This window comes from Lentzea cavernae, from assembly GCF_014653695.1.
Lineage (GTDB): Bacteria > Actinomycetota > Actinomycetes > Mycobacteriales > Pseudonocardiaceae > Lentzea > Lentzea cavernae.
The window spans coordinates 495,215-511,333 of the sequence record NZ_BNAR01000004.1 but is presented as its reverse complement, the minus strand read 5'-3'; the positions used below and the strand labels follow the sequence as shown (position 1 = coordinate 511,333).

Sequence of the window (16,119 nt, the reverse complement as noted above, 5' to 3'; positions counted from 1 at the left end):
GGGGGCGCTGGGCCGGCGACGGCCTCGGGGGGCTCCCGCGACAGGGGTGGAGGAGCCGCACCCGACGTTCTACTGCAGGCTTCCTCCCAGCAGTTCCAGGAACTCGGCGCGTGTGCTGTCGATGCGCGCGCCCAGTTCCCGCAGAGGTTCGCTCGTGCCCGACGCCAGTTCCGCGCGGGCCACGGTGCGGGCCTCCTCGAACTGGTTGCGCAGCAACACCTTCAACTGCAGGTCGAAGTCGGCTCCGTGCGCGTGCCCCACGGCGGCCAGTTCGGCGGCCGTGATCATGCCGGGCATGTCGTGGCCCTCGTGCTGGTCGCTCTCGGCCCGCCCTGTCCTGGCGAGCACCTCGCGCACCTGCGCCAGTTCGTCGCGGTAGCGGGTCTCCACCCGGGCGGCGACCGGGCGCAGCGCGGAACCCGGCCGGTGCGCGGTCAGGGCGAGCGCGGCGAGCGCCGACTCGTTCTGGGGGATCACCAGGTCCGCGAACGCCAGGTCGGTGGGGGAGAGGCCGTCCGGCGCGGCGACCCCGGTGTCGACGGGTGAGCCGCAGGCCGTCACCACCAGGACCGCCGCGAGGAGGAGGGCTCGCACTACGGGCGGCCGTCCGGTCCGCACTTCACGATCCGGTTGATGCAGTCGCGCACGCGCTGCGCCATCTCGGCCTCGGGCCAGACGTTGAAGAAGTCGCCGTGCATGGTGAAGCCCGGCCCGGACGAGAGCTTGAACCTCGCCGGGTCGCCGCTCGCGGGGTAGCGCAGCACCTGGCGCAGCTTCGGCACGGGCACCGGGTGCGTGGACGGGCAGTCGCCGGCGACCGGGTAGGACATGTGGCTCTTGTGGTCCGCGGAGTCGAGGTCCTTGCCGTTCCAGCACTGCGGGAAGTCCAGGTAGGACTCGATCATCGTGCCGGCCGGGCAGTTCACGAAGTCCTTGGACGCCCCGACGTGCCCGGCGTGCAGGCACGACCAGCGCGACATCGTGGTGTTGTCCGGCGCGGTGGCCTTGGCGTTGCCCGCGACGATCCGCAGCCCGTACGGCAGCGGCTGGATGCGCGCGGTCACGTCGTCGCGCACGCCCTCGCCGAGGTAGTAGAACGTCGTGCCGGTCGGCTCGACGGCCTGGCCGTCGACCAGCAGCGTCGGCACCCAGTACGACGACAGGTCGACCTTCGGGCTGCACGTGCTGCCGGCCTTGGCCAGGCTGTTCACGTCCGAGTGGGCGTTGGTGGAGGTGTTGCCGAAGAAGCTGTGCATGTGCGAGGCGCCGGCGAGGCCCGGCAGGACGATCGGGTCGTCCGGGAGCTTGTGCGTGAACGGGCACTCGGCGACGAACTCCGCGACGCGCACCGCGTTCGGCGGGATCGGCTCCTGCGCCTTCGTCGGAGCGGCGGCGGCCTTCGTGGTCTCGGCCGTGGTCGCGGACGTGCTCGCGGGTGGAGGCGTCGTCGTGTCCGCGGCCCTGGTGGGCGTGGCGACGGTCGTGGGCGCCGCGACCTGGGTCGGCTTGGGCGCGGGGGGCTCGTGGAAGAACATCGCGTTCGCGGTCACCGCGGACGCCGCGACGCCCGCCACGGCGAGAGCGGCGATCCACACGCGCCGCCGCAAACGCGAAGAGAGGACGAGGGGCACTGAACGATCCTTCCGGCAGGGGTGCAGGGGTCTTCTGACCAGGAGATGTCCTGCACGCCCGCCGATAACGGAAAAATCTCGCCGATTTTCCGGCTACCCCTCGGCCGGGGTGTCCGCCCTGGTCGCGAGCGCGGTGCGCAACCGCAGGCTGTTCGCGACGACCAGCACGGACGACAACGACATGGCTGCACCCGCGATGAGCGGGTTGAGCAGGCCGAAGGCCGCCAACGGCAGCGCGGCGGCGTTGTAGCCGAACGCCCACACGAGGTTGCCCCGGATCGTGGCGAGCGTCCGTCCGGCGAGCACGACCGTGTCCGCGATGGCGCCGAGGTCGTCGCGGACCAGGACGACGTCGGCGGCCTGGGCGGCGATGTCACTGCCGTGCGCGACGGCCATGCCCAGGTCCGCGGCGGCGAGCGCCGGTCCGTCGTTGATGCCGTCGCCGACCATCGCGACGTGCCTGCCCTGCGCGCGCAACCGTTCCACGGCGGCGACCTTGTCCGCGGGACGCACGTTCGCGATCACCTCGCCGACGCCGATCTCCGCGCCGACTGCATGGGCGGCCACCTCGTGGTCGCCGGTGAGCAGCACCGTGCGCAGGCCGAGCGAGTGCAGCCGGGCGACGGCGTCCCGTGCGGACGGACGCACGGTGTCGCGCAGGGCGATTCCTCCGACCACCTCGCCGTCGCGGGCGACGAGCACTCCGGTGGCCGCGCCCAGCCCGGACAGCCAGGCGGTGGCGGACGCGGGCACCGGCAGGTCCAGCCGTGCCATGAGCTCCGCCGATCCCACGGCGACCGGCGCACCTCCGACCTCGCCGCGCGCGCCCGCGCCGATCAACGCCTCGAACCCGGTGACCGGGGGCGGGTCGTCGCAGGCCGCGGCGATCGCGACGCCGATCGGGTGTTCGGAGGCCGCTTCGACCGCACCCGCCCACCTCAGGACGTCCCGCGCGCCGGTGAACGACGTCGTGCCGGTGACCTCCATGCGGCCGGTGGTGACGGTGCCGGTCTTGTCCAGCACGACGGTGTCGACGGCCCGCGTCGCCTCCAGCACCTCCGGCCCCTTGACCAGGATGCCGAGCTGCGCGGCGCGTGCCACGCCCACCATCAGCGCGGTCGGCGTGGCGAGACCCAGGGCGCACGGGCACGCGATGATCAGCACGGCGACCGCAGCGGTGAACGCCTCACGGGCGGAGTGGCCGGTGAGCAGCCACCCGGCGAGCGTCAGCGCGGACAGGACCAGCACCACGGGCACGAAGACCGCGCACACCCGGTCCACCAGGCGTTGCACCGCGGCCTTGCGCTGAGCGGCCTGCTCGGCGAGCGCCCGCATCTGCGCGAGCTGCGTGTTCGCCCCGACCGCCGTCGCGCGCACGAGCAGCCGCCCGGCGCTGTTGACGGTGCCGCCGGTGACGTGGTCACCGGGCCCGACCTCGACCGGGACGGGCTCGCCGGTCATGGACGCCGTGTCGACCGCGGAGTACCCCTCGGTGACGACACCGTCCGCGGGCAGCGCTTCCCCGGGCCGCACCACGAGCAGGTCGCCGACGAGCACCGCCGCGGCGGGCACCGTCGTCTCGGCACCGTCGCGCAGCACCCTGGCGTCCTTGGCCGCGATGCCCGCGAGCGCGGTGAGCAGCCCCACCGCGGACCTCCGCGACCGCAGCTCGAAGTAGCGCCCGGCCAGCAGGAACGTCGTGACGCCCGCCGCGACGTCGAGGTAGACGGCGTCCGCGCCCTCCGCCGTCACGCCGAAGCCGAGCCAGTAGCCGGGACCCGACGACCCCGCCACGAGCGACCACAGCGCCCACCCGAACGAGGCGAGGACTCCCAGCGACACCAGGGTGTCCATGCTGGACGCCCCGTGCCGCAGGTTGCGCAGCGCCGCCCGGTGGAACGGCCACGCCGAGTACGTGACCACCGGCAGCGCCAGCAGCACGCACAACGCCTCCCAGCCGGGGAAGCGCAGCGCGGGGACGAGGGCGAGGCTGATGGACAGGTTGCCCAGCGGGATCGCGAGGACGGCGGCCACGACGAGCCTGCGCCGCAGCCCGGCGACGGTGTCCCCGGTCCGCTCGCGGTCGTGCCCGGCCACCGAGGCGTCGTAGCCCGCGTCCCGGACGACCCGCACGGCGTCGTCGGTGTGCATGCCCTGCGGCAGGTGCACCACCGCGCGTTCGGTGGCGTAGTTGACCGTGGCGCGCACGCCCTCGACCTTGTTCAGCTTGCGTTCGATCCGCGTGGCACAGGCCGCGCAGGTCATCCCGGACACCGACAGTTCGACGGCGCCGTCCGTGGTGGTGGTCATGGCGGGTCAGTTCTTCCTTCCGGAAAGCTCCGCGAGCATCGCGTTGTAGGCGGCGAGCCGGTCGTCGTGGCCGGTGTCGGTGGCGCGGTCGAACCGCACGGCCTCGCGGCGGTCGGCGACCGCCCACTGCCGCAGCAGCGCGAGCACGACGACGAGCATGGGAATCTCCCCGGTGGCCCAGGCGATGCCGCCGCCGAGGCGCTGGTCGGTGAGGAGGTCGGGCACCCAGGTGAGATCGAGGGTGCGGTAGAAGTACTCGGCGATCACGGTCTGCTTGTTCATCAGGATCACGCCGAAGAACGCGTGGAACGGCATCACCGAGAACAGCAGCCCGAGCCGCGCCAGGTGAGGCAACGCGCGCGGTGCGCGGTCGACCCCGATGACGAGCCAGAAGAACACGTACCCGCTGATCAGGAAGTGGATGTTCATCAGCTGGTGCGCCCAGTGCAGGCGCATCGCGGCACCGAAGAGGCCGGAGAAGTACAGCACGTAGAACGACCCGACGAACGTCGTCGCGGCCACCGCGGGATGCGCCAGCAGTCGCGTCGCGCGGCAGTGCAGCAACGCCGTGACCCACCACCTCGGCCCGGCCGGCAGCACCCGCAACGCCAAGGTGGCCGGTCCGCCGAGCACCAGGAGGACGGGCGCGAGCATGTTGAGCGACATGTGCGCGACCATGTGCGTGCTGAACATTCCCGCCGCGTACCGGCCGACGCCCGACGACGTCACGACCAGCACCACGGCGCACCCGAGCAGCCACGCGGCGGTCCTGCCGACCGGCCACGCGTCGCCCCGCCGGCGCAGCGCCAGAACGGCCACCACGTAGGCCGCCGCCAGCAGGACCGCGCCCAGCCCCAGCACGAGGTCGAACCGCCACCCCAGCACCAGTTCCGCCGCCGACGGCGGGTCGGGGAGCTCGTAGCCGAGCACGGTTTCCTGGGCCGACGGCCTGGTCCGCGACCACGCGGGCGGCACGAGGTGGGTCAGCCCCGTCGACGCGCCGAGAGCCAGTCCCACCGCCACCAGTTCCGCGGCGAGCGGCCTGCGCGCACCCCAGCGAGCGCGCAGGAGCAGGACGAGCACGCACACGAAGAGCTTGAGCAGCAACAGGACGACGTACCCGCCGTGCAGCCCGGCGGGCCCGGTCAGCACCGCTCCCGCCACCGCTCCACTGAGGACGAGCACGACCAGGCACACCGCCGTGAGCCGGTGGTAGCGCCTGAGCACGACGTCGACGCTGCTCCCCGGCCGGCGCAGGTAGGAGCGCAGCGCGACGAGCGAGCCGATCCACACCGCGGCCGCCGGGACGTGCCAGGCCATCGCGTTGGTGGCGACGTCGTGCCACGCGCCGTTGGCCACGTGACCGGCGATGACCGGTGCCAGCACCCCGGCCAGGGCGGGGAGCAGCACCAGCACCGAGGTCGTCCACGTCAGGGTCGCCCGCGCCACCACCGCGACGACCGCGGCGGCCACGGCCGAGCAGATCCACGCCTTGGGTTCCTCCGTGGCGGACACAAGTCCGCCGAGGTGCTCCAGCGCGACCGAGAACGTCTGCCCGGACGCGTCCGCCGCGGACAGCACGATCGCCGCCGTGGCAGCGGCACACCACACCATCGCCGCAGTCGAGGCCGTACGCACCGCCGCGTACGCGTGCGCCGTCAGCTGTGTACGCCTCGGAGGCGCGGGCACGACGAACACGCCGAAGGCGAGCGCTCCCGCGGTGACCGTCGCGGCAGCGTTCGCGAGCGTGCGCACGAGACCGAACGCCAGCGACGTGAGTCTGCCGGGATCGCTGTCTCCCAGGGCGGTGTACACGTCACCTGCCGCCCCCATCACGACGATCACGACGCACAACACCGAGCCGACCGCCGCGATCACGACGGTCCTGTCCACCCTCATGTGAAGGCGGTCGTGCGGAAAGCCGTTCTGGTTCCCGGGAAATCCGACCGGTGGCGGTTGTGTGACCAAGAAGACCGGTCACCGCGGTCCACTCGAGATCGGCGCCGGGAACCGTCCGGCGCAGGTGATCAGTCGATGACCGCGGTGACCTCCGCCTCGACCAGGATGCCCGGCTCGAACAGGATCTCGACGCCGATCAGCGACGCGGGCGGGGTGGCCTTGATTCCCAGTTCCTGCGCGGCCTGCTCCACGCCGGCGACGAACGCGTCGTACATCTCCCGCTTCCAGCCGGCCGCGTACCAGGTGACGCGGACGACGTCGTCGAACGTGGCCCCGGCGGCCGCCAGCGACTTGACCACGTTCCGGTACACCTGCACGACCTGTCCGGTCAGGTCGCCGGGCGCGACCAGTTCGCCGTTGCCGTCCCAGGAGACCTGGCCGGACACGTGGACCTGCCTGCTGCCGGTGCCCACGGCCACGTGGTGGTAGAGGGGAACCTGGACGTGACCATCGGGGTTGATCAGGGAAACCGTCATCGCTCACTCCGTACGACTCTGCTCGAATGACTTCATGCTTGAAGTGACTCCAGTGTGCAATGACTTCAAGCGTGAAGTCAAATGAGCCCGGTAGGGTGTGCGGGTGGCCTCAGACACCGAACCCGACCTCGACGCGCAGGCCGAGCCGCGCTGGCTCGACGCCGCCGAGAAGGAAGCGTGGACCGGCCTCATCTCCCTGGCGCTGCTGATGCCGGGCCGCCTGGAGGCACCGCTGCACCAGGAGTACGGCCTGTCGCTGTTCGAGTACATGACGCTGAGCCAGATCTCCGAGGCGCCGGGCCGCGCCATCCGCATGAGCGAGCTCGCGTACCTGACCAACGGCTCGCTGTCCCGGTTGTCCAACGTCGTCAAGCGGCTCGAGCAGCGGGACTGGGTGACGCGCTCACCCGACCCGGCAGACGGCCGCTACACCCTCGCCGCCCTCACCGGCAGCGGGTACGAACTCCTCGTCGCCGCGGCGCCGGTGCACCTGCGCGCGGTGCGCGAGCTCGTGCTCGACCCCCTCGGCAAGACCGACCGGCAGGCGCTGGCGCGCATCGCCGCCAAGCTCCGCACCCTTCCGTCGGACTACCGCCAGGACGCGCGCTGACCCAGGTCCGCGTTCAACGGTTCAGCGCAGCGAAGTGCTGTCGCGCTTCGGGTAACAGTCCATTATGGACGTTCTTCTCGAACTGCCGTGTGTCGGCCGCCACTATGGCCTTGGTCTTGGGTGTTAACAGCCGGTAACGTGACGTAACGGGCCACATAGTTCTTGGGGGACTACATGAGGCGCCATTACGCGATCGTCACTCCGTTCCATCCTGATGTGAGCCGCCCCTCCGCGATCGTGCGGGTGCGGTGGTACGGGCAGGAACGCCTTGCCGGGCAAGGCGAATGGGTTCCCACGAAGATCGCCTCCGACATCACGGACCAGAACTGCCACGGCACGCTCGTGCCGTTGACCGAGCAGGACGCTGCTCGGCTCGTGGAGGCGTGGCGGCCGCATCCCGCCGGCGAGCTGACCCGCCACTACGCGTGGATGTCGGAGGACGGCCGGCCGAGGTCGTTGATCCGGGCGTGGGAGCAGGACGGCGGCGTGCTGGAGGAGTCCTATCGCGACGGACGGTGGGACGGCGGCCACGCCGTCTGCGCCTTCGAGCAGGAGGCCGGCCGGATCGAGGTCGACGGGGAGACCGCCGAACGGTTGATCCACCTCCTGCACCGCAGGATGGTGCCGGTGAAGTCATCGCGTCAGGAGCTCACCTGCTACGCGATCGTCCGGGACGACCGGAACGACGTGTCGACCGCTCACGCGCTCGTCCGGTCCTGGGGCGGCACCAGCCTCACCGCGACCGAGGAGAAGTTCGAGCCGAAGACCGGCGAGTGGGCCCGGTCCATGATCCTCTACCGGATCGGCACCGCGCGGGACGACTCCGAGGAGGTCCCGATCTCGGAGGCGGTGGCGGAGGAACTGCGGCACGTCCTGGTGGCGCGCCATCGGGCGTGGTCCGAAGGGCGTGAGCCGGAGACACCGCGCCCGCTCGGGACGTGGACCAGGTTGGGGAAGGTGACGTTCCCGCTGGTCGACGACAGCACGCTGGACGCGCTGGAGCGGGCGGGCGACCCGCTCGCCGACGCCGCGGTCGCCGAGTTGTACTCCCTGGGCGAGGTCAGGCGGGTCAACGAGGTGCTCGCCGGGTTCGCGCACAACGGCGACGACGTGCCGGACGGCCTGCCGCAGTTGCTGCGCCGGTACTTCGGCGAGTCGGCCGCCTTGCCGCAGTGGGCGGACCACGAGGCGATCGAGGGCGCCCAACGGTCGTGGGCGCTGTTCGCACCGCACTTCGCGACAGTGCTGTGCTGCTACGTCCTGCCGCTGCGCTACGGCTCGGCCTCTACGTCGAGGCGCACGCGTCGGGGCATGGAGTCGACGCGGCTGCTCCAGGACGTCATGGGAGACGGCGGCTTGCTGGCACCACACGGGCGTGGCGTGAGGACGCTGCAGAAGGTCCGGCTGCTGCACGCCGCCACGCGCTACCTGCAGGACGGGCTGCCGGCGAACCAGGTGGACCTCGCCGCGACCGCGGGCACGCTGTCCGTGGCCCTTCCGCTGGGACTGAACAAGACGTTCATCGGCTGGACGGAGCGAGAACGGGACGAGCTGTTCCACCTCTGGTCCGCGGCCGGCCACCTGCTGGGCGTCGACCCGGTGCTGACACCGCGAGGGTACGACGACGCGGCGACGCTGGTGGACGCGCTCCTGCGCCGGGGGAGGGCGGAGTCCGCCGAGGGCCGGGACCTCGTGAAGGCACTTGAACGGCGGGTGCGGACAGCGTTGCCCGGCGCTCTCCGGCACCTCTTCTCCTCGGAGGTCCGCTACTTCTGCGGCCACGATCTTTCGGTCCTGCTCGGTGTCGACGGCCTCAAGCGCACCACCCCGCACGAGGCGATCCTGAAGGCGGCCGGCCTGCCCGAGGACGCACAGCTCGACGGACGCGTGTGGGAACGCACGCGGTCGGCCCTCCTGGGGAAAGCCTTGCTGGCGGCCGACAGGGAGGACCTGACGCTGCCCACACCGCGCTGAGGCGGTTCGGAACGAGTTCTTGGGGGAACACATGGGAATCCGCTATCGCTACATCGGACTGGTCCACCACGACCCGAGACCGTTCGCGGTGCTGAGGGTCCACGACTCGGTCGAGGAGATCTACGCGCCGGAGCGCGGCTGGGAGAACGCGGACCCGCGCTGGCGCGACTGGTTCATGAACGTGCCGCTCGAGTCAGGGCAGGCGCTGGGCCTGCTGCACTCGTTGGCTCCCATGGAGCTGCGGGAGGACATGGACCCGTATCCGCACGCGCTCGGCCGTGACGCGGCGGACGGGTTCGGCACGCAGTGGTTCTACTACGCCGTCGAGACCGCGGACCACCCGCTCGACGACCCGGCGAGCTTGGTGCGCCTGCACTACCCGAGCAAGTCGGAGTCGTGGTTCACGTCCGACCTCATGTGGGCCAAGGTCCCCGTGCCGGGCAGGCGGGTGCGCGTCAGCGAGGAGGAACTCCGCCGGCTGCAAGAGGTCTTGGTCCGCCGCGCGTTCGGCGGTGCGGAGGTCCAGCACTACGCCGTGGTCAACCCGTTCTACCCGGACGTCGATCACCCGGCCGCGATCGTGCGGGTCGGGCCTGAGGGCGAGCGGCGATACGTCCGGGATGGCGAGTGGGAGGCCACGAGCGTGGTCGCGGACGTGCGGCACCGGTACCTGCACGGGCGGCTCGTGCTGCTGACCGAGGAGGCCGCGACGAGGCTCGCCGAGCGCTGGCGGCCGCACCCGGACAGCTCCCGTGTGCGGTACTTCGCGTGGTTGACCGCCAATGGCAACGCCACGGCCGTCATGCGCGCTTGGGACGTGGGCGGCGGGATCGAGGAAGAGTCCTATGTGGACGGCCTATGGACCGATCGCCGGATGTGCGTGTTCGACAACGAGGAGGGGCGGGTCGAGGTCGACCAGGAGACCGCAGCGCGCTTGGGCGCGATCCACGACGCCCACGAGTACGGCGGGTCAGAGGACGGCCGGTACGACCACTACTACGCGATCCTGGAGCAGGAGTTCGGCGACGTGTCGACCGCGCACGAACTCGTGCGGACGTGGGGAGGGAGCGACGGCCACTCGCGCGAGCAGCACTTCCTCACCCGGATCAACGGGTGGCGCTCGTGCATGACCGTGTACGAGGTCTGGACCGACCGGAACCGCAACTACGCGATCCCGATCTCCGAGGAGGTCGCGGACGAGCTGCGAAAGGCCTGGCTCGCCGACTTCGCCGCCAGGGCGGAGGGACGGGAGCCGCCGCCACGCCGTCCGCTCGGGACCTGGGCCGGCTTCGGGAAGGTGACGCTCACCAGGGTCGACGACGAGGTGCTCGACTCGCTGCGGCAGGTCGGTGACCCGCGAGCCGACTCGGCCGTCGCCGGGATCCACGATCTCGGCCGGGTGAACGAGCTGCTGACCGGGTTGGTGCGCAACGGGGACGAGGTGCCGGAGGGCCTGCCCCCGTTGCTGCGGCAGTACTTCGCCGAGTCCGTGCTGCCGGAGTGGGCGGATCGCACAGTGCTGGCGCGCGGGCAGGAGCTGTGGGACGAGTACGGCCCGCACCTCGCCGCGGCGCTGTGCTGTTACGCGTTGCCGGTCCGCTACACCATGGCACTGCAGCACACGCGCCACGGGTTGGAGTCCACGCGACTGTTGCGGGACGTGCTGGCGGACGGAGGTCTGACCGAGCCTGGGGGCCGGGGTCTGAGGACGGTGCAGAAGATCCGGTTGCGGCTGGCGGCAGCGCGGAGGCAGGCAGGCGGTACGGCTGCTAACCAGGTTGACCTCGCGGTGACCCTGGGCACGTTGTCCGTGCACGTGACACAAGGGGTGCGCGGGATGAACGTCGCCCTGCCGAAGCGCGACGGGGACGACCTCTTCCACATCTGGTCCGTGGTGGGGCACCTGCTCGGAGTGGATCCGAGACTCCTGCCGGGTACGTATGACCAGGCGGTCACCCTCCTCGACCGGATCGGGCGGCGGCGGGGCAGGACGGCGGTGGGCGTCGAACTCGCCGAGGAACTGGGACGCCGTGTCGAGGCCGCGCTGCCCCGCGAGCTGTCCGGCGCGTTCCCCTACGTGGTCCGCGGCTTCTGCGTGCACGACCGGTCCATTCCGGACATCCTCAGGATCGACGGGCTCGACCTGGGGCGGTGGTTGGAGTACCTGGCGCCGATCACCGCGGTCGCCGGTCTTCCCGCCGGCTCGATCACCGACGACCGGGTGTGGCGGCGCACGACGTCCGAGGTCGTGGGGAAGGCGTTGCTCGAAGCGGACCGGGACGAGGACCTCACCCTGCCGGGCGGCTGAGGAACCGGGGCAGCAGGACCGCGGACGGGTGGTCGGCGTCGTGGAAGACGTCGATCGCGGTCGTCCGCAGTTCTGTCGCCTTGTGAGGCGGTCCGCCGTCGCCGAGGTTCCTGGCGAAGCGCGGGAAAGCGCCCGCCGACACCTGCACCCGGATCCGGTGCCCGCGCCGGAACACGTGCGCGGTCGGGGACAGGTCGACGGTCACCTTCGTGATGCCGTCCGGCGCCACCTTCACCAGGTCGTCGCAGATGTTCAGGGACTTGCCGCGTTCGTCCACGTCGCAGAGGCGGACGAAAAGGTCGCAGGACGGGCGGTCCGCGCGCAGCCACACCTCGGCTGTGACCTCGCCGATCACCTCCACGTCGGCGTCCAGCACGTCGGAGGTGAAGACAAGGACGTCGTGGCGTGCCTCGAGCTCGCGGTTGTCGACGGGGCCGGCGCCGCGGGCTTCGAGCTTCGGCCCGCCCAGCGACGGCGTCGGGTGGGCGGGGTCGTAGAGGAACGACGTCGGCGGCGAGGAGGGGTTCGTCCCGGCGCGGAGCGCGCCGCCGGGTGCGAGGTGCCAGCGCTGCGGGGTGGAGCCGGTGGGCGGCCACTCGTCGAAGTCACGCCATTCGTCCACGCCCATCACGAAGAGGCGGACCGGTGGCTTGCGCGGGGGCTCGGTGCCGCGGGCGTGGGCGGCGGCCCAGCCGACCGTGTCGCCGAGCACCGCGGCCATGCCGCCGGTGTGGGCGTGCCACCACGGTCCGACCGTCAGGTGCGCGTCGCGTCCGGCCGCCCGGAGCACCTGGAAGTCGCGGAGCTGGTCGGCGAGGAAGATGTCGTACCAGCCCGCGATCGAGCTGACGGGAACGGTCACGTCGCCGACGGTGGGGGAGTGGTCCTCGTTCTTCCAGTACGGGTCGTTCTGGTCGTGGTGCAGGCACTCCTGGTAGAACGGCCAGGCGTGGCCCAGGGCGGCGGTGTCGGCGTCGACCAGCGGCAACGTGCTCATGGCGTCCTGGACGCGCTTGCGGCCGATGCCGAGCAGCGCGCGCCAGAGGTTTCCCCGGCGTTCCTGCGTCGCCGTGCTCACCGACCAGCCGAGCAGCGTCTCCATCTCGAAGCGGCCCGGCCGCAGGAAGGCCAGCGCGAGCCGGGCCGACGTCACGTGCGGCACCATCGCCTTGACCTGCACGGGAGCGTCCGCAGCGATGGCCCACTGGGTGTAGCCGAGGTAGCTGCTGCCGGTCAGCACCACGTCGTTCGCCCACGGCTGGGCGGCGAGCCATCGCAGCGTGGACAGACCGTCCTCGCGTTCGTGCCGCATCGCGCGGAAGTCGCCGTCGGAGCCGAACGTGCCCCGGCAGCTGACCGTCAGCACGTGCAGGCCGCGTTCGGCGAGCGCCCGGCCGTACAACCAGTCCAGCGGCCCGGTGCGCCCGTACGGCGTGCGCACCACGACCGTGGGCACGCCGGACGCTGCTTCGCCGGCCGGTGCCCAGTGGTTCGCCAGGAGCGTCTGCCCGTCGTGGGTGGGGATCCGCAGATCTCGCTCCACGGTCACGTCGCGCGTGGTGGCGGGGGGAAGTTTCAGCAGCCGTTGGACGAGCAGCCCGATGGCCCTGCCGGCGAGGTCGAAGCGAGGTGTGCCCACCTGATCTTTCCTATCAGGACCGGGGCCGGACGGCGAGCAGGGCGCGGCGTCTCAGGTCGCGAAGTGCGCGGCCATGAGTTCGAGCGACTTCTCCATGGCGGCCTTGTTGCGCCGGGGGAAGGAGGAGAGGTCGAGCAGGAAGGGGATGCGCGCGGTGGACCAGTCGAACGTCTCGGTCACCTCCGTGGCGCCGCCGTCGAGCGGGGTCAGCCGCCAGCGCCAGCGGTGGCCGTTGAAGTGGCGCCAGGCGATCAGGCGGTTCTCGTCGAACTCGACGACGGTGTTCTCGATCCGGTAGGCCAGTCCCATCTTCATGTCCATGCCGAACGTGCTGCCGAGGGCGAGCCTGTCCGGTCCGCCCGGCCTGGGAGCGCGCACGGACCCTGATCCGTCGATCACCGGGTGCTCGGCCGGCCGGGCGAGGAGGTCGAAGATCCGCTCGGCGGGCGCCGGGATCGTCCTGGTGACCGAGATGGCTCTCTGGGGCATGGAGCAACCCAATCACCGCACCACCAGGGCTGCACGACGGCGGCCGCGTTCACGGGAGCGGAACCGGGGTGGAGCACCGAACGGCACGCCCCGGAGCAGGGGCTGACGCACACTCGGAGGGCAGCGCCTTGTCGTCGAAGCAGGAGGCCCCGTGGGATCGCACGACGAAGACGGTCTGACCGAATCGCCGCTCCGGCCCGGTGCGCGGATCGCCGTGGCCGGAGCGGGCCGGATGGGCCTGCCGATCAGCCGCAACCTGGCCGTCGCCGGCTTCGACGTCGTGGTGACCGACGTCCGGCACGACCTGGCCGATGCGGTCGTCGCCGGAGGCGCCCGCTGGGAACCGTCCGGGAGCGCGGCCGCGGCGGGGGCGGACGTGCTGGTCACCGTCCTCCCGGGCATCCCGGAGATCCGGGCGCTGATGAGCGGCCCGGAGTCACTGGTGCGAGCGCTGCCCGCCGGTGCTGCCTGGCTCGACCTGACCAGCAGCTCGCCGCTGGCCATGCGTGAGATCCAGCAGGACGCGCGCTCCCGCGGGATCGCCGTCCTGGAGGCACCGATGGGCGGTGGGCCCGAGGCGGCGGACGCGGGCACCCTGCGCCTGTTCGCCGGTGGCAACCCCAGCACGTTCCGGCGCCTGCTCCCGCTGCTGGAGGTGATCGCCGACCCGGACCACGTCGTCCTGGTGGGCGGTTCCGGCCACGGCTACACGGCCAAACTGCTCGTGAACCTGCTGTGGTTCGGGCAGGCGGTCGCCACGGCCGAGGCGGTGCTGCTCGGGCAGTCCGCCGGTCTCGACGCCGAGGCGCTGCGCGTGTTGCTGGCGGGCAGCGCGGCGGGCAGCGAGTTCCTGCGGCACGACCTGGCCCGCGTGTTCAGCGGCGACTACCTGCCGCTGTTCGGGCTGGACCGGTGCGTCGAGGAGCTGGAGGCGGTCACCGAGCTGTTCCGCGACCGCGGTGTGCCGTCCGAGTTGTCCGAGGTGGTCACCCGCGTCCACCGGCAGGCCGCCGAACGGTTCGGGCCGGTGGACGGTGAGCTGATGGCGATCGCGCTGCTCGAGGAACGCGCCGGTGCGCTGTTGCGGCCGGACCGCGCCTGACGGAGCGGCCAGAAATCGGAACCGCTGAGTTCTGGTGGCGCCAGGACCGGTTGTCTAAGGTGTCCGCCATGGTGCGACCACGGCGGGTGACGGCGCCCGTCGTCGGACTTTCGGTGCTGCTCGTGTTGTCCGTCGTCGCCTGGATCGGTGGTGACGCCGTCATCGACCGGCTCAACGCGACCCGCTGCACGGATCCGGCGACGGTCCTGATCACCGCCGCGCCCGCGGTCGCACCGGCCCTGAGCGAGGTCGCGGACGCGCTGGACGCGGGTGAGGACTGCTACCGCGTCGAGGTCAGGGCCGAACCGGCGCGCGAGACGATGACCAGGCTCGTCGACGGCGCGGAGTCGCCGTCGGTGTGGGTGCCCGAGTCGACGATGTGGTTGCGGCAAGCGCGGGACTCGGGTGCGTGGCGCGTGCCGGAGGCGGGCATCTCGGTGGCGCTGTCGCCGGTCGTGCTCGCCGTCAAGGACCCCGCGAAGGGCAAGAACTGGAGGGAGCTGATCGGGCCCGGTGCCACGGCCACCGGCGGCATCGCCGATCCGGCCAAGGACCCGGCGAGCCTGTCGGCGTTGCTCGCGATGCGCGGGTTCGCGTCGGCGGAGAAGGACCCCGCGGCGGCGACGGTCGCCGCCATCAGGCCCGTGTCCGGTGACTACGCCGAGCGGGCCGACGACCTGTTCACCCGTCCGCTGGACGTGTTCCCGACCTCCGAACAAGCCCTGGAGCGGCACAACTCCACGCCCGGCGCGACCCGGCTGACGGCGGTCGCCCCGGAGAACCCGGTGCCACCGCTGGACTTCCCGTACGTCGTGCTGCCCGACGCGGGCGAGGCACAGCGGACGGGCGCGGAGAAGTTCCTGGCGCGCCTGCGGTCCGGGGCGAACCTCGACGGGTTCGGCCTGCGCGCGCCCGACGACGAGGCCGCCGGCCTCGACCAGGGTTTCGTGGACGAGACGCTGCGGCTGTGGAGCGGGCTCACGCTGACCGCGCGCGTGCTGGGCGTCCTGGACGTGTCCGGCTCGATGAACCAGGTCGTGCCCAGGACGGGAACGACGCGGATGACCCTGGCCGTCGCGGCGGCCGAGCGCGGTCTTGGCATGTTCAAGCCCGGCACGCAGATCGGCCTGTGGAAGTTCTCCACCCGGCTCGACGGGGACAAGGACTACAAGGAGATCATCCCGTTCGCGTCCGTCAAGGACCACCTCGCGAGCGGGCAGGCCGTCGCCGCGGTCCGCGCGACCAGGGCGACGGCGAACGGCGCCACCGGCCTCTACGACACCACCCTGGCCGCCTACAAGGAGGCCAGGAAGAACTGGGAGCTCGGCCGCATCAACATCGTCGCGATCATGACCGACGGCCGCAACGAGGACCCCGACTCGATCGGCCAGCGCCAGCTGCTCGACGAGCTCGCGAAGCTGCAGGACAAGCGCAGGCCGTTGCCCGTCATCGCGATCGGCATGGGGCCGGACGTCGACGTCGACGAACTGAAGAGGATCGCCGACGCCACCGGGGGCCGGTCGTTCACGACCGTCGACCCCGCCGGCATCAGCGACATCTTCGCGCAGGCGCTGAGCACGATGCTCTGCCAGCCGCCCGCCTGCCGTCCTCAGTAGACAGC

General features: G+C 71.7%; 12 protein-coding genes. 5 read left to right on the top strand and 7 right to left on the bottom strand.

The window, feature by feature from the left end:
* Positions 1–69: 69 nt before the first annotated feature.
* From IE307_RS16330 to IE307_RS16310, 5 genes are all read right to left on the bottom strand, one after another.
* Positions 70–594 carry a DUF305 domain-containing protein gene (locus tag IE307_RS16330; RefSeq protein ID WP_191298789.1) on the bottom strand — a complete coding sequence of 175 codons (525 nt, stop codon included), beginning with the start codon at positions 592–594 and terminating at the stop codon, positions 70–72.
* Complete coding sequence (locus tag IE307_RS16325; RefSeq protein ID WP_229904758.1) at positions 594–1,631, bottom strand: DUF1996 domain-containing protein; 1,038 nt, start codon at positions 1,629–1,631, stop codon at positions 594–596. The genes IE307_RS16330 and IE307_RS16325 overlap by 1 nt, the downstream gene beginning before the upstream one ends.
* A 93-nt stretch (positions 1,632–1,724) precedes the next feature.
* Positions 1,725–3,941 (bottom strand): heavy metal translocating P-type ATPase, encoded by a 2,217-nt coding sequence (locus IE307_RS16320; RefSeq protein ID WP_191298788.1) that lies wholly within the window; start codon positions 3,939–3,941, stop codon positions 1,725–1,727.
* A 6-nt stretch (positions 3,942–3,947) separates the two neighbouring features.
* Positions 3,948–5,840 (bottom strand): cytochrome c oxidase assembly protein, encoded by a 1,893-nt coding sequence (locus IE307_RS16315; RefSeq protein ID WP_191298787.1) that lies wholly within the window; start codon positions 5,838–5,840, stop codon positions 3,948–3,950.
* A 128-nt stretch (positions 5,841–5,968) separates the two neighbouring features.
* On the bottom strand, positions 5,969–6,376 hold the full coding sequence (locus IE307_RS16310) for a RidA family protein (RefSeq protein WP_191298786.1): 408 nt from the start codon (positions 6,374–6,376) through the stop codon (positions 5,969–5,971).
* Positions 6,377–6,479: 103 nt separating this feature from the next.
* Here IE307_RS16310 and IE307_RS16305 point away from each other — a divergent pair, with 103 nt between their 5' ends.
* The 3 genes from IE307_RS16305 to IE307_RS16295 all read left to right on the top strand — a co-directional run bounded on the left by IE307_RS16305 (position 6,480) and on the right by IE307_RS16295 (position 11,268).
* Complete coding sequence (locus IE307_RS16305) at positions 6,480–6,986, top strand: MarR family winged helix-turn-helix transcriptional regulator (protein ID WP_191298785.1); 507 nt, start codon at positions 6,480–6,482, stop codon at positions 6,984–6,986.
* A gap of 216 nt (positions 6,987–7,202) precedes the next feature.
* Entirely contained in the window at positions 7,203–8,960 is a 1,758-nt protein-coding gene (locus IE307_RS16300) for an oxygenase MpaB family protein (RefSeq protein ID WP_191298784.1), read from the top strand.
* Positions 8,961–8,991: 31 nt separating this feature from the next.
* The gene (locus IE307_RS16295; protein ID WP_191298783.1) at positions 8,992–11,268 is read left to right on the top strand and encodes an oxygenase MpaB family protein; all 2,277 of its coding nucleotides are present in this window, start codon (positions 8,992–8,994) and stop codon (positions 11,266–11,268) included.
* Here IE307_RS16295 and IE307_RS16290 read toward each other — a convergent pair.
* Together IE307_RS16290 and IE307_RS16285 are read right to left on the bottom strand one after the other, a co-directional pair.
* Positions 11,249–12,907: a CocE/NonD family hydrolase gene (locus IE307_RS16290; protein ID WP_229904757.1), complete on the bottom strand. Its 1,659-nt coding sequence runs from the start codon at positions 12,905–12,907 to the stop codon at positions 11,249–11,251. The two genes, IE307_RS16295 and IE307_RS16290, sit on opposite strands and share 20 nt — an antisense overlap.
* Before the next feature lie 51 nt (positions 12,908–12,958).
* On the bottom strand, positions 12,959–13,396 hold the full coding sequence (locus IE307_RS16285; RefSeq protein WP_191298782.1) for an SRPBCC family protein: 438 nt from the start codon (positions 13,394–13,396) through the stop codon (positions 12,959–12,961).
* A 151-nt stretch (positions 13,397–13,547) separates the two neighbouring features.
* Here IE307_RS16285 and IE307_RS16280 point away from each other — a divergent pair, with 151 nt between their 5' ends.
* Complete coding sequence (locus IE307_RS16280) at positions 13,548–14,498, top strand: NAD(P)-dependent oxidoreductase (protein WP_191298781.1); 951 nt, start codon at positions 13,548–13,550, stop codon at positions 14,496–14,498.
* Positions 14,499–14,566: 68 nt separating this feature from the next.
* Complete coding sequence (locus tag IE307_RS16275) at positions 14,567–16,114, top strand: substrate-binding and VWA domain-containing protein (RefSeq protein WP_191298780.1); 1,548 nt, start codon at positions 14,567–14,569, stop codon at positions 16,112–16,114.
* Positions 16,115–16,119 lie beyond the last annotated feature (5 nt).